General features: G+C 60.7%; 16 protein-coding genes. 9 read left to right on the top strand and 7 right to left on the bottom strand.

Going from position 1 to position 17,709, the window contains the following annotated elements; genetic code table 11:
• From rsxB to AN401_RS09875, 6 genes are all read right to left on the bottom strand, one after another.
• A complete protein-coding gene (gene rsxB / locus AN401_RS09900; protein ID WP_096779231.1) occupies positions 1–555 on the bottom strand; it encodes an electron transport complex subunit RsxB in 555 nt (184 codons plus the stop codon).
• Between the two features lies 1 nt (position 556).
• A complete protein-coding gene (gene rsxA / locus AN401_RS09895) occupies positions 557–1,138 on the bottom strand; it encodes an electron transport complex subunit RsxA (protein ID WP_094039902.1) in 582 nt (193 codons plus the stop codon).
• Between the two features lie 79 nt (positions 1,139–1,217).
• Positions 1,218–1,952: a sulfite exporter TauE/SafE family protein gene (locus AN401_RS09890; RefSeq protein ID WP_094039881.1), complete on the bottom strand. Its 735-nt coding sequence runs from the start codon at positions 1,950–1,952 to the stop codon at positions 1,218–1,220.
• Positions 1,953–2,504: 552 nt separating this feature from the next.
• Positions 2,505–3,467: a 6-phosphofructokinase gene (gene pfkA, locus AN401_RS09885; protein ID WP_094039882.1), complete on the bottom strand. Its 963-nt coding sequence runs from the start codon at positions 3,465–3,467 to the stop codon at positions 2,505–2,507.
• Between the two features lie 83 nt (positions 3,468–3,550).
• Complete coding sequence (tpiA, locus tag AN401_RS09880; RefSeq protein ID WP_096779230.1) at positions 3,551–4,303, bottom strand: triose-phosphate isomerase; 753 nt, start codon at positions 4,301–4,303, stop codon at positions 3,551–3,553.
• Between the two features lie 119 nt (positions 4,304–4,422).
• Positions 4,423–5,178 (bottom strand): ElyC/SanA/YdcF family protein, encoded by a 756-nt coding sequence (locus tag AN401_RS09875; RefSeq protein WP_232513425.1) that lies wholly within the window; start codon positions 5,176–5,178, stop codon positions 4,423–4,425.
• 80 nt (positions 5,179–5,258) lie between these two features.
• Between AN401_RS09875 and AN401_RS09870 the strand changes: the two genes are divergently transcribed.
• From AN401_RS09870 to mukB, 4 genes are all read left to right on the top strand, one after another.
• Positions 5,259–6,047 carry a methyltransferase domain-containing protein gene (locus AN401_RS09870; protein ID WP_096779229.1) on the top strand — a complete coding sequence of 263 codons (789 nt, stop codon included), beginning with the start codon at positions 5,259–5,261 and terminating at the stop codon, positions 6,045–6,047.
• Positions 6,048–6,378: 331 nt separating this feature from the next.
• Positions 6,379–7,704: a chromosome partition protein MukF gene (mukF, locus tag AN401_RS09865; RefSeq protein WP_096779228.1), complete on the top strand. Its 1,326-nt coding sequence runs from the start codon at positions 6,379–6,381 to the stop codon at positions 7,702–7,704.
• On the top strand, positions 7,685–8,359 hold the full coding sequence (mukE, locus tag AN401_RS09860; RefSeq protein ID WP_096779227.1) for a chromosome partition protein MukE: 675 nt from the start codon (positions 7,685–7,687) through the stop codon (positions 8,357–8,359). The genes mukF and mukE overlap by 20 nt, the downstream gene beginning before the upstream one ends.
• Positions 8,356–12,783, top strand: a complete 4,428-nt coding sequence (gene mukB / locus AN401_RS09855) for a chromosome partition protein MukB (RefSeq protein WP_232513424.1) — start codon at positions 8,356–8,358, stop codon at positions 12,781–12,783. The genes mukE and mukB overlap by 4 nt, the downstream gene beginning before the upstream one ends.
• A gap of 315 nt (positions 12,784–13,098) precedes the next feature.
• Here mukB and AN401_RS09850 read toward each other — a convergent pair whose 3' ends face one another.
• Positions 13,099–13,683 (bottom strand): phage integrase N-terminal SAM-like domain-containing protein, encoded by a 585-nt coding sequence (locus AN401_RS09850; RefSeq protein WP_096779226.1) that lies wholly within the window; start codon positions 13,681–13,683, stop codon positions 13,099–13,101.
• A gap of 339 nt (positions 13,684–14,022) precedes the next feature.
• Between AN401_RS09850 and AN401_RS19780 the strand changes: the two genes are divergently transcribed.
• The 5 genes from AN401_RS19780 to AN401_RS09830 all read left to right on the top strand — a co-directional run bounded on the left by AN401_RS19780 (position 14,023) and on the right by AN401_RS09830 (position 17,602).
• Positions 14,023–14,706 (top strand): hypothetical protein, encoded by a 684-nt coding sequence (locus AN401_RS19780; protein WP_157772228.1) that lies wholly within the window; start codon positions 14,023–14,025, stop codon positions 14,704–14,706.
• Positions 14,707–14,854: 148 nt separating this feature from the next.
• Entirely contained in the window at positions 14,855–15,730 is an 876-nt protein-coding gene (locus tag AN401_RS09845; RefSeq protein ID WP_096779225.1) for a hypothetical protein, read from the top strand.
• Positions 15,731–15,824: 94 nt separating this feature from the next.
• Positions 15,825–16,343 (top strand): GrpB family protein, encoded by a 519-nt coding sequence (locus AN401_RS09840; RefSeq protein WP_096779224.1) that lies wholly within the window; start codon positions 15,825–15,827, stop codon positions 16,341–16,343.
• Positions 16,344–16,505: 162 nt separating this feature from the next.
• The gene (locus tag AN401_RS09835) at positions 16,506–17,075 is read left to right on the top strand and encodes a LysE family translocator (protein ID WP_096779223.1); all 570 of its coding nucleotides are present in this window, start codon (positions 16,506–16,508) and stop codon (positions 17,073–17,075) included.
• 101 nt (positions 17,076–17,176) lie between these two features.
• Complete coding sequence (locus AN401_RS09830; protein WP_096779222.1) at positions 17,177–17,602, top strand: N-acetyltransferase; 426 nt, start codon at positions 17,177–17,179, stop codon at positions 17,600–17,602.
• Positions 17,603–17,709 lie beyond the last annotated feature (107 nt).

Here is a 17,709-nt window from a genome sequence, read left to right as displayed (position 1 = left end):
TTACTCTACCTGCTTGATGGCGATGGGTTGCAGTTGCCATTTCCAGTTGTCGGGGGTGGCCGGCAGCGGGATCATCTCGATACAGTCGGTGGGGCAGGGATCCACGCACAGGTCGCAGCCGGTGCATTCGTCGCGGATCACGGTATGCAACGCCTTGGTGGCGCCGACGATGGCGTCCACCGGGCAGGCCTGGATGCACTTGGTGCAGCCGATGCACATGTCCTCGTGGATAAAGGCCACCTTTTTCACCGGCTCGGCGGCTTCCTCGCCCATGGCCTGGGGCTCCACCCCCATGAGATCGGCAATCTTGCGCATGGTGGCGTCACCGCCGGGCACGCACTTGTTGATGTCGTCGCCGTTGGCGACGGCCTCGGCGTAGGGGCGGCAGCCCGGGTAGCCGCACTGGCCGCACTGGGTCTGGGGCAGCAGCTCGTCGAGCTGGTCCACTATGGGGTCGGACTCCACCCGGAAGCGGACCGCGGCAAAGCCCAGCACCAGGCCGAAGATCAGCGCCAGCAGCGCCAGTACCGCGATGGCGATTAAGATATGCATCATGTTACAACTTGACCAGTCCGGTGAAGCCCATAAAGGCCAGCGACATCAGGCCGGCGGTGATCATGGCCAGGGCCGCGCCCCTGAAGGGGGCCGGCACATCGGCCCCGGCCAGGCGCTCGCGCATGGCGGCGAACAGCACCAGCACCAGGGAAAAACCGAGCGCGGCGCCGAAGCCGTACACCAGGCTCTGCATAAAGTTGTGCTGCTCGTTGATGTTCAGCAAGGCTACCCCCAGCACCGCGCAGTTGGTGGTGATCAGCGGCAGGAAGATGCCCAGCAGCCGGTACAGGGTGGGGCTGGTCTTGTGCACCACCATCTCGGTGAACTGCACCACCACGGCGATCACCAGAATAAAAGACAGGGTGCGCAGGTATAAAAGTTCCAGCGGCAGCAGTATGTACTGGTTGACCAGGTAGGAGCAGGCGGCGGCCAGGGTCAGCACGAAGGTGGTGGCCAGCCCCATGCCGATGGCGGTTTCCAGTTTTCCCGACACCCCCATAAAGGGGCAGAGCCCGAGAAATTTCACCAGCACGAAGTTGTTGACCAGCACGGTGCCGACAAACAGCAGCAGGTATTCAGACATGATCACTCGGCGATATTAAATGGCGGCCGGTATTATCGGCCTTTATGCCTCGTTTAACAATGCCACATATTCTATGGGATTATGACAAGGTATTGATTAACATGCCGATAACCGCCAGGGTGCAGAGCGCGAGCGAGCCGTAGTGCATCACCGGCCTGGACACCAGGTGCAGCGTCTGCACCGCCAGCCAGTTGCCGAGCAGGGCCGCCGGCACCAGGGGAGCGGCCTGCAGCAACTGGGCCTGGCCGAAATAGCCGCCGCCGATCAGCGCGATCACCGACATCAGGCTCGACACCAGGAAAAAGCCCGCCAGGTTGGCGCGGATGCGATGCATGTCGGCGCCGTGCAGCACCAGCACCATGGGCGGCCCGCCGATGGTGGTGCTGGTGCCCATGACCCCGGACAGAAAACCGCCCAGGGAGAGGGTGGCGCCGTTGGTGGGCAGGGCCAGGTTGCACAGCCGCACCAGCACCCCCAGCATGATGGTGAAGGCGATAAGGATGGCCAGCCACGACTGGGACATCACCCCCAGCAGCCAGACCCCCACCAGGCTGCCGGGAATGCGGGCCAGCAGCGCCGGCGCCAGCAGGTTGAGTTCCAGCCCCTTGCGAAAACGCCAGCCGTTGATCAGGCACATCATCAGGATCACGAAGGACAGGGGGCCGGGCACCAGGGCCGGGTCCAGATAAAACATCAGGGGCGCGGCGATGATCGCCATGCCGAAGCCGATGGCGGTCTGCACATAGGCGCCGGTAAAGCAGGCCAGGGCGGCGAGCAGCAATACCTGGGGATCGAGTTCGATAATGTCCAGCATGTCAGGGCCTTGGAACAGCAAACAGGGTGCCATTATGGCCAATGGCGGCAGGTGGGGGAAGGATGAGCGGGGCTGGCCTTATGGATATTCCGGGTTGGCACCACCGGAGCGCAGGCGGCCCGCCTGCAATGTCATTGCATAGGTGACCGTTGACCCGTCATTGCGGGCGAGCCGCCCTCCCTACGGAGGACAAGACCCGCGCTCCTGACGGTTTCACACCTGGAGCGCAGGCGGCCCGCCTGCTTTGCCGCGCAGCGGCAACCCCTGAAACCCGGGGTTGGGATTGGGAACTCAGGACTTTTCTTCCTGCTTCTGCTCCGCCTGTTGCTGTTGTTCCGCTTGTTTCTTGTCCTGCTCTTTGTCCTGGCCGCCGCAGGCGCCGCAACATCCGCTCATGCTGTTCTCCTCTGGGTTGATGATGTACGGGAGCATAACCCCGTGATGACGAAGGCGCTTTGATCGGGAACAAGAAAGGTGTATTCAGGATGATAGTTAAGGAAGGGGGGAACGGAGGTAAAGCCAGGCAGGCGGGGGCGCCCGCCTGGCGCACCCTCAGAACAGGGTGTTGGACAGCTGGTACATCTCTTCGTTGAAGGGACGCTTCAGGTGCTTGATGCAGTCGATGATGTCGTGGTGCACTATCTGGTTGTTCTGCAGGCCCACGCAGCGGCCGCCATAGCCCTCGAGCAGCAGCTCCACCGCCCGCGCGCCCATGCGGCTGGCCATGATGCGGTCCTGGGCGGTGGGGGTGCCGCCGCGCTGGATATGGCCGAGGATGGTGGCGCGGGTATCCCGGCCGGTGGACTCCTGGATTTCCCGGGCCAGGGCGTTCACGTCGCACACGTTTTCGCAGATGGCCACGATGGCGTGCTTCTTGCCTTTGGCCACCCCTTCGTGGATTTGCTTGATCAGCTCGTGCTTGTCGAAGGCGATTTCCGGCACGATAACGTACTCGGCGCCACCGGCCACGGCGGCGGAGGAGGTGAGGTCGCCGCAGTGGCGGCCCATGATCTCCACCACCGAGATGCGGTTGTGGGAACTGCAGGTGTCGCGCAGCCGGTCGATGGCCTCCACCGCCACGTTCAGCGCGGTGTCGAAACCGATGGTGAACTCGGTGCCGGCGATGTCGTTGTCGATGGTGCCGGGAATGCCGATGCAGGGAAAGCCCATCTCGGTCAGGCGCATGGCGCCCATGTAGGAGCCGTCGCCGCCGATCACCACCAGGGCGTCGATGCCGTGCTTCTTCAGGTTTTCGACCGCTTCCACGCGCACCTTCTCTTCCTTGAACTCGGGAAAACGGGCCGAGCCGAGGAAGGTGCCGCCGCGGGTGATCACGTCGGATACGCTGTGGCGCTCCAGCTGCTTGATGTCGTCCTGGTGCAGGCCCAGGTAGCCGCTGTAGATACCGAACACTTCCAGGTTGTGGTGCAGGCCGGTCCGCACCACGGCGCGGATGGCGGCGTTCATGCCCGGGGCGTCGCCGCCGCTGGTCAGTACCCCAATTCGTTTAATCATCAACTTGGCCTCAATTCAAAATCGTGGTTGAAACCCGGAAAAGGGGGCATATGTAGTAAAGTTACCGATATGCCCCGACGTTGTCAGGCGCCTGCCTTGATAATGGCAGCAAATTCGTCCGCCTGCAGGGCGGCACCGCCCACCAGGGCACCGTCGATGTCGTCCATGGCGAACAGGCCGGCGGCGCTGGCGCCCTTGACCGAACCGCCGTAGAGGATCTGCACGCCGGCGGCCACGGTGGCGTCCTGCTGGGCCAGGAAGGCGCGGATGGCGGCATGCACGCCCTGGGCAATCTCGGGGGTGGCGGTCTTGCCGGTGCCGATGGCCCACACCGGCTCATAGGCGATGACCGCACTGGCCAGGGCCTGGATGCCGCTTTGGTCGATTACCGCCTGCAGCTGGCGCTCCACCACGGCCTGGGTTTCATTGGCCTCGAACTGCTCCAGGGTTTCGCCGATGCACAGCACCGGTACCAGGCCGGCCTGCTGGATGGCGGCGAACTTGGCGGCCACCACGGCGTCGGATTCCGCGTGCAGGGTGCGGCGCTCGCTGTGGCCCACCAGCACGTACTGCACCCCGAACTCGCCGTACATGGCCGGGGAGTTTTCGCCGGTGAAGGCGCCCTGGGTGTGGACGTCCGCGTCCTGGGCGCCCAGGGCGATGGTGCTGTCGGCCAGCAGCTCCTGGGCCTGGCCCAGGAACAGCACGGGCGGGCACACGGCCACGGCCACGTTGCCGGCCTCGGCGGCGGGCGCCTTGAGGGCGTTGATCAGTTCCGCCACCATGGTCTTGCTGCCGTTGAGCTTCCAGTTACCCATTACCAGTGTTTGTCTCATGAGTTGTTTCCTTTCAGTTAAATAACGTCATTATAGGGATTTGAACCGGACGAAACCAAGAGCCAGGGCACGGTTTGATGTAATTTTTCGACTTTTGTATGTTTTTGATCAAATGCTGCTCAGCCCGCGCCCCATCGCCGCCACAGCAGGCCCAGGTATTCGTGCCAGGCCAGTTCGCTGCGCCACAGGTAGCGGGCCTGGGGCAGGTAAGTATAAAGCGGCAGGGCGGCGCTGCTCTCCTTGGCCTGGTGATCGACCGGGGCGGCGAGGGGGTGGGCGCCGGCGGCGGCGAACAGCGCCATGGCCCGGGGCATGTGGCTGGCGGAGGTGACCAGCAGCGCCCGGCGCCCGGCAATCAGCGGGGCCATGGCGTCGGCCTCTTCCGCCGTGTCTTTCGGCTCGGGCAGCAGCAACAGGCGCTGGGGCGCGATGCCGAGCGCCACCGCCACCTCGCCGTAGAGTTCGGCGCTGGTGCGGCCTTCGCCGCCCGCATAGCCGCTTAACACCAGCCGGGCCTGCGGGTAGGCGTGGGCCAGGCGCACCCCTTCGGTGATGCGGTAGATCCCGGCCTGGCCGAGCTGGCTCAGCAGCGGCAGGCGCGGATCCGCCACCTGGGCGGCGCCCAGCACCAGTATGTCCTGCACCGGCTCGGCGGTGATCTCATGGGGAGGATAGCGCGATTCCAGCGGCGCCATCAGGGCGTTGGCCACCGGGCGGGTGGAGAGCAGCAGCAATGTTGCCATGGAAAGGACAAGCAGGCAGATCCCGCTGCGCTTTTGCCGAAACAGCAGCAGAAATACCCCGAAAAACCCCAGGATCAGCAGCAGGGGCAGCGGCAATAACAGGCTGCCCAGCCACTTTTTAGCCAAAAACATCGTCTCCATGCACGCACGCGTTTGTTAACCGTGAGGGTTGTGCCAGAATAGCCTCCCCCGAGTCACGAAGAAACACCCAGGTGCAGCGCAATACCAGTTTCGACGGCAAGAGCCATACCTTTTCCCGCAATATCTACGGCACCACCAAGGGCCGCATCCGGCTGGCGGTGCTGGAACGGGATCTGGATGAGCTGCTGCAGGGCCTGCCCCCCGGCCCCCTGCGCATCCTGGACGCGGGCGGCGGTTTCGGCCCCCTGTCCCAGCGCCTGGCGGCCCGGGGCCACAGCGTGGTGCTGTGCGATCTTTCCGCCGAGATGCTGGCCCTGGCCCGGGCCCAGGTAACGGAAAAGGGGCTGGATGAGCGCTTCGACTTTATTCATGGCCCCATCCAGTCGTTATCGGTGGACGAGCTGGGCCGCTTCGACCTGATCCTGTGCCATGCGGTACTGGAGTGGGTGGAGGATCAGGCGGGGCTGCTGGCCACCCTGGGCGCCTTGCTGGCGGACGGCGGCCACCTGTCGCTGATGTTCTACAATCGTGACGGCCTCTTGTTCCACAGCCTGGTGATGGGCAACTTCGACTATGTGCACGCCGACCTGGTCAAGAAACGACGCCAGAAACTGACGCCGGCCTGGCCCTGCCGGCCGGACCTGGTTTACCGGTGGCTGACGGAGCTGGGCTTTGCTATAACCGGGCGCAGCGGCGTGCGGGTGATCCACGACTATATGGTGGAGCGCGAGGTCAAGCATCAGCGCCCGGACGAACTGATAGCCATGGAGCTGGCCCACGCCCGCCGGGAGCCCTTTGTGCACCTGGGCCGCTATATCCACGTGCTGGCGCGCAAGGGCGCCGGGCCGGCCCCCGAGTGAATGGCCCCCCGCCTTCGCGGAGGTGACGGAAAGCGCCTTCGCCGCCGCCGTAGCCGCCGCTTCAGCCGTCGCTGTAGCCGCCGCTGTAGCCGGCGGGAAAGGCAGGAAAGACGTGAAAACGCGAGCCGGGTTTCCCGCTGTTTGCGAGCTTGCGCCACGTAAACGGGCGCCTACCCAGTTTGGGTAGCCGCCGCCGTAGCCGTCGCTGTAGCCGCCGCTTCAGCCGGCGGGCGGGAAAGGCGGGAAAGGCAAAAACGCTGGTCGTTGCCCCAGCAAGAACAAAAGCCGCCGGGCAAGGCCGGGCGGCGCCAACGGTGAAGAGAGCAGAACGATGACGGAAATGTCCCGCACCCTGCCGGACTGGATCGGCTGGGTCAGAGAGGAAAACTTGGGGCTGAACCTGCCCCCCGAGCGGCTGGCCTTCCTGCTGGCGGTGCATATCGTCGGCCGGGGCGGCGAGCAGCCGCAGCTGACCGAGGCCGAGCTGCACCATGCCTTCGGCTACGTCAGCAAGGGCTTCGCCCAGGCCGACGACACCCTGGCCAGCCGGGCCAACAACGCCATCAACGATCTGGTGCGCCAGCGCCTGCTGAGCCGCTTCCAGGGCGAGCCGGGGGAGGGCGAAAGCCTCTACCGCCTGACCCGCCTGGGGTTGGCCATCGTCGAATTCTTCGCCGCCCAGCGCGAGGTGAGCCAGATCAAGCTCTCGTTGTTGCTGGCGCAGATCGCCCAGGATCTCGACAAGGTGGCCGAGGCCATCGCCGCCGAGCCGGACGAGCAGGCCTGGGCCCAGGAGGTGGAAGGCCGGCTCAAGTACTCGGTGGCCGAGCAGCTGGCGCGCATCGACGACACCCAGCGCGCCATGGACGAGCAGCAGAACGCGGTCAAGGCCAACATTGCCGCCCTGCTCAACAAAAACTGGCACGAGGCCATTTCCGCCTGCGAACAGCTGCTGCGGGAAACCGGCCACACCCTGCGCGAGCTGCAGGACACCCTGGACAAGGCCGGCCACGGCCTGCAGCAGAGCCTGCTCAATATAGAGGAGCGGCTGCAGCAAAGCGTGCGCGGCATTACGGTGGCGCCCCTGTGCCAGCAGCTGCAGGCGCGGCTGGACGCCATCATCCACTGGGGCAGCCAGTGCATCGAGCTGTGGTCCCGCTACGACCGCCACGTGCACCGCTTTATCCGCACCGCCATCGACATGGACAAGAACCGCGCCTTCAGCCAGCGGCTGCGCGAGTCCATCCGCCATTTCGACAACCACAACTGGCGGCTGCGCCTGGCCCAGGCGCAGCCGTTGCTGGAGCTGCGCGACGAGACCATGGCCGCCTACGCCGAGGAAGTGACCGGCGAGCTGCCCGAGGAGCTGGAATACCAGGAGATGGTGGACCTGGCCGCCGAGCTGTCGGGCCGCATCCGCGAGCATTTGCAGGACTTTCCGCTCACCGGCCGGCCGCTGGATCTGGCCCAGGTGCTCAGGGACTACCTCAACGATTTTCCCCATTACCAACATTTTGATCTCGCCCGCCTGCTGATCGACGAAGCGGTCAAGCTGGGCCATGCCGACGCCGAACGCCAGGGCGCGGCCATGCCGGACTGGCAGACCATCAATGCCCACGGGGCCAAGGTACAAGCACATGTCATCGACCAATACTGAACTCGCCCTGGACCCCCGCCTGGCCCAGGCCATCGCCAACCCGCTGTTTCCGGCGCTGGACAACCAGCTGCGCGCCGGCCGCCACGTGACCGCCGACGAGCTGGAGCAGCACTCGCTGCTGCAGGAATACTTCACCGAGCTGGAGGCCTTTTACCAGCGCTACCAGGTGGAGCTGGTGCGCGCGCCCGAGGGCTTTTATTACCTGCGGCCCCGCTCCACCAGCGAGCTGGGCACCTCCATCCTCTCCGAGCTGGAGATGCTGGTGGGCAAGGTGCTGTGCTACCTCTACCTGAGCCCGGACCGGCTGATCAATGAAGGGGTGTTTTCCCTGGCCGATCTGCAGGAAGAGATTTTGACCCTGTCCAACGAGCAGGCGCTGCTGCGCATGGTGAACCAGCGCGCCGGCGGCTCCGATCTCGACAGGCGCAAGCTGGCCGACAAGCTGAAAAGCGCCATCCGCCGGCTCAAGCGCCTGGGCATGGTCAGCGCCGTGGGCACCCAGGACAAGTTCCGCATCACCGAGGCGGTGTTCCGCTTTGCCGCCGACGTGCGCAGCGATGAGGACCCGCGCGCACTGCAATTGCGCATGATAAAAGACGGCGAGGCCGTGGCCGGCGCCGACAACGAAGAAGAAGAGCAGGAGAACGACCAGTGAGCAGCGTTAACAGAGGCAAGTTTCACTCCCTGACCATGGTCAACTGGAACGGCTTTTTTGCCCGCACCTTCGAGCTGGACGCCCTGGTCACCACGCTCTCGGGCGGCAACGGCGCCGGCAAGTCCACCACCATGGCGGCCTTTATCGCCGCGCTCATCCCCGACTTGAGCCTGCTGCACTTTCGCAACACCACCGAGGCGGGCAGCCAGTCCGGCAGCCGCGACAAGGGCCTGTACGGCAAGCTGCAGCGGGGCCACTGCTATTCGCTGATTGAAGTGGACACCTCCCAGGCCGAGCGGGTCTGGTTTGGCGTGCACCTGGAGCAGGTGGCCAACCGGGACAACAAGGTCAACATGGTGCCCTTTGCGGTGCAGGGCTTGTCTGAAGGTGTGAGCCAGGGCCGGGCCCCCACCGAGCTGCTGCTGAACCGCCTCGACGACGGCCGGGGCCAGGTGCGCTCGCTCAACGAACTGAAGGCCGCCGCCAATGAGGCGGGCCTGCGCTTCACCCGCTTCAATACGGTGAGCGAGTATCACAATTTTCTGTTCGACATCGGCGTGACCCCGCGCAAGCTCAAGGATCAGCGCGACCGGGTGAAGTTCTACCGGCTGATCGAGGCGTCCCTGTACGGCGGCATTTCCAGCACCATCAGCCGCAGCCTCAAGGACTACCTGTTGCCGGAAAACGCCGGCATCCGCAAGGCCTTCAACGACATGGAGGCGGCCATCTTCGAGAACCGCCGCACCCTGGAGGCCATCCGCGAAACCCAGCGCCAGCGGGACCTGTTCCGCCAGCTCATTACCGAAACCACCCACTACGTGGCCGCCGACTATGTGCGCAACAGTGCCGAGAAAAAGCGGCTGTCCGGGCAGGCCCTGGCCGCGCGCAAGGCCCTGGCCGAGGAGCGGCGCATCCTGGCCGAAGAAAAGGCCCGGCTGATTTATCTGGCCGACGAGCTGGACAACCTCTCCGCCCGGGAGCGCATGCTCACCGAGGAGCTGGACATCGCCTCCGAGCACCTGGCCCGGGTGCTGAGCGGGGTCAAGCTCAACGAGAAGATCGAGTCCTACCAGCAGGAGCTGGACGAGCTGGAAGAAAAGCTCGCCATCCAGGAGGAAATGCTGGCCGAGCTGCAGGACGAGCATGAAGAGGCCGCCGCCACCAAGGCCTGCGCCGAGGAAGAGGTGGACAGCCTCAAGAGCCAGCTGGCCGACTACCAGCAGGCGCTGGACACCCAGCAGACCCGTGCCATCCAGTACCGCCAGGCCCAACAGGCGCTGGGGGAGGCCAAGGTGCGCTGCGGCCTGCCCGAACTGAGCCCGGAGCAGGCCAGGGAAGAAGAGCTGCGCCACCAGGGCCGCGAGCAGGAACTGACCGCCGTGGTGCTGGAGCAGCGCCAGCAGCTTTCCCTGGCCGAAGCCGCCAGGGCCCAGTACGACCAGGCCCTGGGACTGCTCGAGGCCGTGGCCGGCCCGGTGGAGCGGGCCGCCGCCTTTGGCCGTGCCAACCAGCTTATCGAGCAGGGCCGCGACTACCAGGGCCTGCTGGGGCGGGAAGAGGGCATTCGCCGCGCCCTGCAGGACGCCGAGCAGGCCGCCGAGCGCCGGCAGAAGGTGCAGGCGCTGCAGGCGGAGCTGGCCCGCCACGGCCGCACCGTGCACGACGAGGCCGAACTCGAGCTGCAACTGGCGGAGCTGGAGGAACAAAAGGCCGAGGTGGAAGAACAACTGGCCGACGGCGCCGAGGACAAGCGCCAGCTGCAATCGCAACTGGCGCAGATAGCCCCCCAGGTGACCAAACTGCGCGCCGAGGCGCCCGCCTGGCACAAGGCCCAGGCCAAGTTGGAGCGGCTGCGCGAGCTGAGCGGCCAGATGCTGGCCGACAGCGCCGAGGTGACCAATGCCATGCAGCAGGCCCTGCGCGACGAGCACCAGGCCGAGCAGAGCAAGCAGCAGTCGCTGGCCGCCAAGCAGCAGCTGGAGCAGCAGATCCGCCGCCTCGGCAGCGGCGTTGATGCGGATCCGCGGCTGCTCGCCCTGTGCGAGCAGTTGGGCGGCACCCTGCTGGCGGACGTGTACGACGACATCAATGTGGACGACGCCCCCTATTACGAGGCCCTGTACGGCCCGGCCCGCCACGCCATAGTGGTGGCAGACCCCCGGGCGGCGCTGGAGCAACTGCAGGCGCTGGAGGAATGCCCGCCGGATGTGTATCTCATCCAGGGCAACCCGGACGCCTTCGACGAAGACCTGCTGCAGGCCACCGAGCTGGACGGCGCCATCTGGGTGCAGAATGGCGAGCGCCAGCTGCGCTATTCCCGCTTTCCCGCCGAGCCCCTGTTCGGCCGCGCCGCCCGCGAGGCGCGCATCGAGATCCTCGGCGCCGAGCTGGAGGCGGTGAGCGCCCGCTATGCGGAGTCCGCCTTCGCCCAGCAAAAGCACAGCCGGCTCTACCACCAGCTGAGCGAGTTCGTGAACGAGGGCCTGCAGCTGGCCTTCGGCCCCAGCCCGGAAGACGCCCTGGCCGAGTTGGCCGGGCAGCAGCAGGAGCTGGAGCAGGCGCAGGCCCGGCTGGCGGAGCAGCAGGCCCAGTGGCAGCAGAAGCTGGCCCTGCTGCGCGAGCAGCAGGGGCTGCTGCACAAGCTGCTGCCGCTGGCCGCCTGGCTGGACGCCGGGGGGCTGGAAGAGCGCCTGGCCGCCGCCCGCGCCGAGGCCGACCGGCTCAAGGCGGCGCGCGACTTTATGGCCGCCCACGGCCAGCGCCTGGGCCGGCTGGCCGAGCAGGTGCAGGTGCTGCGCCAGGATCCCGCCGGTTATGACGCCCTCAAGGCCCGGGTGGAGGAGGCGGAAGCCGAGCTGACCGAAGCCCGCGCCCGCACCTATGCCCTCAACCAGCTGGTGGCGCGGCTGGCGCACTTCGCCTACGCGGACGCCGAGCAGCTGCTGAGCCAGAGCTCGGCCATGAACGACAGCCTCAAGGCCAAGCTGGTGCAGGCGGAGGAGGCCCGGCGCAAGGCCGGCCTGCGCGCCGAGCAGCTGGCCGGGCGGGTGAGCGACGCCCTGCAGGCGCGCACCGCCCTGGTGACCGGCCGTGACGCCCGAAGCCAGACCCTGAACGAGTTCCGCGAAGAACTGGCGGCGCTGGGCATCGTGCTTTCCGCCGACATGGAAGACAAGGCCCGCGAGGCCAAGCGAGAGCTTGAAAACGAGCTGGTGCACACCCGCGGCAAACGCAGCCAGAGCGAGGCCCAGCGCCAGGTGACCAAGCGCGAAATAGAGTCGCTCAGCCAGCGCCTGGGCAAGGACGGCCAGGGCTACTTTGCCGCCCGCAAGGTGCTGGTGGCCCACAAGGCCAACTGGGCCAGGGTGGAGCGGCTGGCCCGGGAGCACGGGGTGGAGCGCAGCCTGAGCCGGCCGGAGCTGGCCTACCTGGACGCCGAGGAGCTGAGATCCATCTCCGACAAGGCGCTGGGCGCCCTGCGCATGGCGGTAAACCACGACGAGGAGCTGCGCGACGCCCTGCGCCTGAGCGAGGGCAACCGCAACACCCTGCAGAAGGTGCAGTTCTACATACTGGTGTTCAGCTACCTCAAGGCGCGCATCCGCCACGACATCATCCGCGCCGACGATCCGGTGGAGGCGCTGGAAGAGATGGAGGTGGAGCTGGGCCGGCTGGCCGACGAGCTGAGCCTGCGCGAAGGCCAGCTGTCGCTCTCCTCCCATGAGGTGGCGGCCAAGATCACCACCATCATCCGCCGGGAGCAGAACCGCATCCGCCTGCTCAACCAGGGCCTGCAGAACATCAGTTTCGGCCTGGTGGCCGGGGTGCGGCTCAACGTGAACATCCGCGACACCTACCAGCGGCTGCTGGAGGCCCTGAGCGACCCGGAGGGGCGCCACCAGGACCTGTTCAACAGCAAGGAGCTCAGCTTCTCCGAGGCCATGGGCAAGCTGTTCCAGCGGCTCAACCCGCAGCTGGAGCAGGGCGATCGCAGCCCGCAGGTGCTGGGCCAGGCGCTGCTGGACTACCGCAACTACCTGGATTTGGACATCGAAGTGCAGCGCGGCGCCGACGGCTGGCTGCGCGCCGAGAGCGGGGCGCTGTCCACCGGCGAGGCCATCGGCACCGGCCAGGCCATACTGCTGATGGTGCTGCAGAGCTGGGAGGAGGAATCCCGCCACCTGCGCGCCCGGGAGGTATTGCCCTGCCGCCTGCTGTTCCTGGACGAGGCCGCGCGCCTGGACGCCCGCTCCATCGCCACCCTGTTCGAGCTGTGCGAACGCCAGGACATGCAGCTGCTGATTGCCGCGCCCGAGAACATCAGCCCGGAAAAAGGCACCACCTACAAGCTGATCCGCAAGGTGCACGGCAAGCAGGAGCATGTGCACGTGGTGGGCCTGCGCGGCTTCGCCGGCGCCGCCTGAGCCAAAACGCCCGCACCCGCGGGCGTTTTATATTCCAAACCGTCCTGCCGTAGTGAGCGTAGGGTCGACTTCAGTCGACCAATAAACCCCAAGACCAATAACCCCCAAACGCCCGCACCCGCGGGCGTTTTTATGTCAAACCGTCCTGCCGTAGTGAGCGTAGGGTCGACTTCAGTCGACCAATAAACCCCCAGCACCCGCGGGCGTTTTTATGCCAAACCGTCCTGCCGTAATGAGCGTAGGGTCGACTTCAGTCGACCAAGAACCCCACCTAGCTCCCATAGTGCAAACCAAAATGCCCTGGCTGCTAAAGTTTCATTTGAATTCCGCACCCACCCCGGCAAAATACCCCATGACCACAGGGAAGAAGAGAGGCAAGGTCGCCCGCAAGACCCGGGCGGTAGCTTGCCCGCAGCGCAGGGGCCCGCAAGATACCAATCTGGAGCCATCGTTAAAGCCGATATCCTGAACACGAAGCCGCAGGCACTCTGTGATCCTGAGCCCGCTGCCGTAAAGCAATGAAAAAATCAGCCGGCTGCGCTGGTCAAGCTGTTCCAGGATCAAGGCTACCTCCGCCTGGGTGAGTACAACGGGAATACGCCGGTACTGAGTAGCATGCTGGAAACCAAGCTCTCCCAGCTCGATATTCAGCACCTTGTGGTACATAAAGGCCAGCGCGTTCAGGGCCGTTTTCTGGGTGTTTACCGCCACATGCTGCGCATTGGCCAGCCAGGAAAGAAAGGCGCGTACCTCGGGCGCTCCCATCTCGGCCGGATGTGACAGATGATGGAAACGGATGTAGCGCTTTATCCAATGCAGATAAGTCTTTTCGGTGCGGAGACTGTAGCCCCGCAGCCGCAGCTCTTGCCGGATGCGATTGAGAAAAGGACTGCTCCCCATGGTTGTTCTTCCGGTTGGTGAACTATTGTATTTACTGTATAAGTATACAGTATATTTTGGGTTGTCCAGATTTTATAAGTAAATTGATGGAGTGCCGTGCGCATATATCTCCAAGACTTAAGTTAAAGTCCAATTTTATCAAATGGTTACAAGATGATTTCTGTAGATTTTGCGCATGGTTGAACGCAAATATACGCATGCGCGGTTTTTGCAGCGGCTGATGGTCGATGAAGTCAAAAATGTGATTTAAATCATTTGATTAGCTTGCTATCCTCACATAAAAACGTGAGTGTATATGCGCATGCGCAGTATTAAAATGTTAGGCTACAGGAGAAAGCGGTGCTAGATAATAAAGTAAGATATTTTATTTGGAATGTTATTCATCCTGTAAACGAGATATTTCACCTTGTAGGTAAAAAATCCCTTCCTATATACAATGATGAGCAGTATTCACTGCTGCAAGAAAAGCTGGGACGGGTGTGCGCAAAAATATTGCATGTGTTTGAACAGCCGGAGTTTTCAACAGAATATGGCATAGCAAAGCGCAATGAGTTAAACAAAGAGGACGGAGCTTTTCACCGTGTCTTGAGCCTTGGAATCAAGGAAAAGCACGGACGTGTGAGCAATCAGAACTACTCAGAATTTGATTTAGTCATTCCTCTGTGCGCCTATGTCTTCACCGATAGCAAGGCTTATGATTACTTCTACTCTCCTCAACTTCGTGACGAAGGTGGTAGGGAATACAGTATTCTAGAGGATCTTGAACATTGCATTAATTCGCTAATCGCTCTTTATGATCTTAGGATTCAATTTAATATAGAACTGTGTGCTATTGAGCCTAAATACTCTGTTGAAAACGAAACAGTAAACCTACACACGATAGACTCATACAACTACTTTGAGAATGGAATGACTTCAAGTTGCAACTTGCGTACATTTGAGTTCAGTGGCAACAGTTGGGTTCCAGCCGACCTACCATTTTCGATCGATTTTAGGTTAGTAAAGTCGGAGTCAGTAGCCTAACAAGGCGTTAAAGAGGGACAGCCAACGCGTGGGATTTTTATTATGCGTTGGTTTTTGTGATTATGGTGTTATGCGGAAGCTTGGCAGTAGCGTTGGCTGCCCCTTAACGCGGCGTTAGAAGATTTAAGCCTGTTGGTAGGGAGTTGAAATGGAAGAAAATGAGTTCGAGATAAAAATAGACTTCAAGCCAGGAGAGGGCGACCCTGCAAGAATATTCAAGGCCATGTCTGGCCTTATTGACTCTTTTCAATCCTTAGATTCCCATTTGGCATCTTCGTTTGATGTAGCTCTGGATGCATCATTGGTATTAGATAATATTTCCGCTGGCTCCATAAAGGCTAAGTTTAGAGATCTCATCGAAGGCCTTCCTGACGAGGCATTGAAAGAAGCCGAGTGGAAGAAAATACTAGGTCATTTTTTGCTCAAAGCTAAGTATGCAATTCTGGAATGGCTAAAAGATAAAAAAGAAATATCCCACCGTGATGATGTTAGGGTCTTAGAGCGAGAGCTTGTTAAAATTGCAGAAGAGACAGATTTGAAGCAACTGCCTGCCTATACGTCACCATCTGCTGAGGTTCTACTTTCAGACATACTTGGTGTGCAAGAAAGTTTGGCGTATCTATCTGAGGGTGACTCAGCCACTTATCGGTACGGTGAAAATGTAGTTAATTTCAACCGTGAGCTTCAAATTTCTAATGAAATCGTTAGAGATGTCTTAACCAAAGAGGTGGTTCAGTCCTCTGGCAAACGTGTAGTAAAAGTGAAAAAGCCTGATTATCTTGGCCAGTCCATGTGGGGCTTGCAGTATGACGGTCGTTCAATTGATGCAAAAATAACAGATACTGATTGGCTTTTTTTGTTTCAAGGGCGGAAGTTAGACGTTAAGCCAGGCGACTCGCTACGAGTGATGCTTTACGAGGAAATATCATATGGATATGAAGGTGAAATTGTGCACCGCCATTATGAAGTCGAAAAGGTTTATGAAATCGTTAAGCCGCCCAAGCAAGGCAATATCAGCTTCTAACAATGCCAGGCACAGCGACGGCTTTTTCGTTGCGGCTTCGCCTTCACTACAAAGCCGCGCGTGCTGGCGGCGTTAGTTGCTAATGGAGTTATCGTTGAGTAGTAGGATCATTGAAGTTGTTGAGTACCAACTAGCTTGGGCAGCTGATTTTGATTCAGAAAAGCTGTCTTTACAATGTACTTTGGGTAGTTGTGCTTTAAGTATTGAGCATATTGGAAGCACTGCGGTAGTTGGCTTAGCAGCCAAACCAGTGATTGATATACTTATCGAAGTATCAAGTTTAGCAGCTTTAGATGCTAATCAGGATGCTATGGAATTACTTGGCTATATTGCAAGTGGTGAGAATGGTATTGCTGGCAGGCGTTATTACCAGAAAGGTGGAAATTATCGTACCCATCATATTCATGCATTTGAAATAGGTAACGGAAATTTAATCTGCCATAGGGCGTTTAGGGATTATTTAATAGCTCACCCTGAAATAGCAGCAGAGTATGGAGATCTTAAAAAAGCTGCTGCTTTGCAATGTAAAAATGATAGTGTTTTATATACGACTTTGAAAAATAGCTTTATTCAAAAACATGAAACCTTGGCTTTATCATGGCATGGCAACTAACAAGCGCCATCAAAAACGCGCCCTTTGGGCGCTCGACTCGCAACAAGTTGCTCGCGTTTGTGGCGGGCGTTAAGTGCCCGAGTTACCCACGAACAGTAGACACCTTCTATAGTTAGGTTTACCCCTGTTTTGCTATTCATACCAGCATGCTTTGCTTTGAATATGGCACCTGGCCCCAATAATCTTCTTTCGATGGCTAATGCAAAGCGTTATGGCGTCAGGACTGCTTGCTATGCCGGTATTGGTCGGCTGGTCGCATTTGTAGGTATGATCACGCTGGCTGCTACAGGACTGGCAACAGTGCTGTATACGTCGGAAAAATTGTTTCTCGCCATAAAAGTCGCCGGAGGAGTCTATCTACTTTGGCTGGCCTATCAGCTATGGACCGCAGATCCAACTGAGAGCGATAGCGAGGCGCTGGGAGGGAAAAGCCTTTTTCAACTGGCGAGACAGGAGTTTTTGCTGGCGGCTGGAAACCCCAAAGCCATTTTGATTTTTACGGCTTTCCTGCCTCAGTTTGTTGATCCGGCGGGTTCTGTTGGATACCAGTTTTTGATTCTAGGCGTGCTGTTTTTAATGCTTGAGTGGGTAGCCATAGCTGGGTATGCATTCTTTGGTAAAGCATTGCAGCATTGGTTATCCTGCCCTTCTATGCGTCGCCTGTTTAATAGAGTTTGTGCCGGGCTACTTGGTAGTGCTGGGGTTGGGCTTTTACTGGCTCGTCGTGAATGAATTAACAAAGTAATGAAATTCGCTTTTTATCGAGTTCGTTCAGAACACCATTATCGTCATATTAACAATAGTAACCAAAATCAATATCTCCAGAGAAAACCATGATTAGAAAGAACCAACCCCAGGACACCGAGGCCGTGCTGAATATCTGGCTGGCGGCTTCGATAAAGGCCCATGACTTTATTTCCTCCGAGTTTTGGCTGTCCCAGCTTGAGAATATGCGTCGTCTTTATCTGCCGGCCTCCGAGGTTTATGTTTACGAGCAGGATGGCGACGTGGTCGGTTTTTATGCCCTTAAGGGTAGCGTGCTGGCGGCCATTTTTGTCGATCCCGCGCATCAGGGGCGGGGCATTGGCAAGGCGTTGCTGCAACATGCCAGGGCGCAGCGCAAGGCGCTGTCGCTCACCGTGTACAAGGCCAATCAGGCCAGTTGCGCGTTTTACCTGAAGCATGGCTTTAGCATAGAGGGCGAACAGCAGGATCCCCACACGGGGCATCCGGAGCTGCTGATGACCACAAGTGATTAGCCAACGGGAATATAGCAATTCGCCACGGGCGCGATAGCGACAGGAATCAGGTTCCAGCTCTGCCTCGGGCAGTATTTCACCAGGATAGTTTTTAAGGTTTATGGATA

The sequence above is a fragment of the Zobellella denitrificans genome (assembly GCF_002407485.1).
Taxonomy (GTDB): Bacteria; Pseudomonadota; Gammaproteobacteria; order Enterobacterales; family Aeromonadaceae; genus Oceanimonas; species Oceanimonas denitrificans.
Note: the sequence above shows the minus strand (reverse complement) of the source record. Positions and strands in the feature narration are given on the sequence as shown.